The sequence below is a fragment of the Thalassoglobus neptunius genome (genome assembly GCF_007859735.1).
Lineage (GTDB): Bacteria > Planctomycetota > Planctomycetia > Planctomycetales > Planctomycetaceae > Thalassoglobus > Thalassoglobus neptunius.
In genome coordinates this window covers 1-1384 of sequence record NZ_SIHI01000142.1, presented here as the reverse complement: position 1 = coordinate 1384, position 1384 = coordinate 1, and the positions used below count along the sequence as shown (strand labels likewise).

The window sequence follows — 1384 nt, the reverse complement described above, 5'->3', positions numbered from 1 at the left end:
GCTCAGTCGAAGCGATTCAGTTCCTCAACGGAGCGACTCTCAAGTTCATGTCGGGAGGAGGCGGTGACAAGAGTCGAGCCGGGTTTACCTCGCGCGTGGTGGTGATTACCGAGACCGATGGCATGGACCAGCCGGGCGCTTCGTCGCGAGAAGCGGACAAGGTGACCCAGCTCGAAGCCCGGACTCGAGCCTACGGTTCCCGCAAACGGATCTATCTGGAATGCACGGTCTCGACTCAGGAAGGACGGACCTGGCAGGAGTACCAGCAGGGAACCCGGTCGCAGATCCTGCTTCCCTGTCCTCACTGTCAGCAGTGGGTGTTGCCCGAACGGGAACACCTGACCGGCTGGAAAGATGCGGAATCTCAGACCGCTGCCCGGGATGCCGGGGTCTTTATCTGTCCGGAGTGTACTGCGGCGTGGAGTGAACAGGAGCGGATCACTGCCAATGCTCAATCACAACTGGTGCATGCCGGTCAGCAGGTCGATGAGCACGGGACCCTGACCGGTGACCCTCCTCGAACCGAAACACTGGGGTTCCGCTGGTCGGCGGTCCACAATCTGTTCCTGACCGCCGGTGATATCGCGGCCGATGAATGGCGGGCCTCACGTTCTGCCGAAGAAGAAAACGCTGAACGGGAGATGCGACAGTTCGTGTGGTGTCTGCCGGTGCTGCCATCCCGCTGGGCTGAGACGGCCTTACAGGCCGAAGAGATCACCCGTCGACTCGGTCGCTGGCCGCGCGGGGTGCTGCCGAGTGAGACCACGCAACTCACCGCAGCGATCGACCTCGGCAAACATCTCTGTCACTGGATGGTCGTCGCCTGGCAGCCGCAGGCGACCGGTCACATCGTCGACTACGGACGGATCGAAGTCGCTTCCCTGGACCTGGGAGTCGAAAAAGCCCTCACGGTGGCGCTGCGTGAGTTCGCGGAGATGTGTGTCTCAGGCTGGAGACTGGCCCTCAACGATGCCGATCCCACATCACTCGGTGAAACGATCATCCCGGGCGTGGTGCTAATCGACGCCGGTTATATGATCGATGTGGTGTACGGGTTCAGCCAGACGGTGCAGGGGTTCTACCCTTCGGTCGGTCGCGGCGCATCGCAGCAGCGACAGCAATGGTACAACCGACCGACGTCGACCGGTTCCATCGTCAAGCACATCGGTGAAGGGTTCCATGTGAACTGGATCCGGGCGACGCATCAGTACCTGTTCGAGATCAACGCCGACCACTGGAAAACCTGGGTGCATCAGCGGCTGACAACTCCGCTCAACGAACCGGGCGCGATGACACTGTTTCAGGCTCCTCCCCATGAACACCTCTCGCTGGGCAAACACCTGACGGCGGAACGCCAGACCGAAGAGTTTGTGAACGGCAAAGG

The 1384-nt window shown here is 61.3% G+C and carries 1 protein-coding gene; it reads left to right on the top strand.

What is annotated here, in order from left to right; translation table 11 throughout:
• Positions 1 to 1384, top strand: a 1384-nt coding sequence (locus KOR42_RS26265; protein ID WP_146512750.1) for a terminase gpA endonuclease subunit, incomplete at both ends; no start/stop codon positions are given.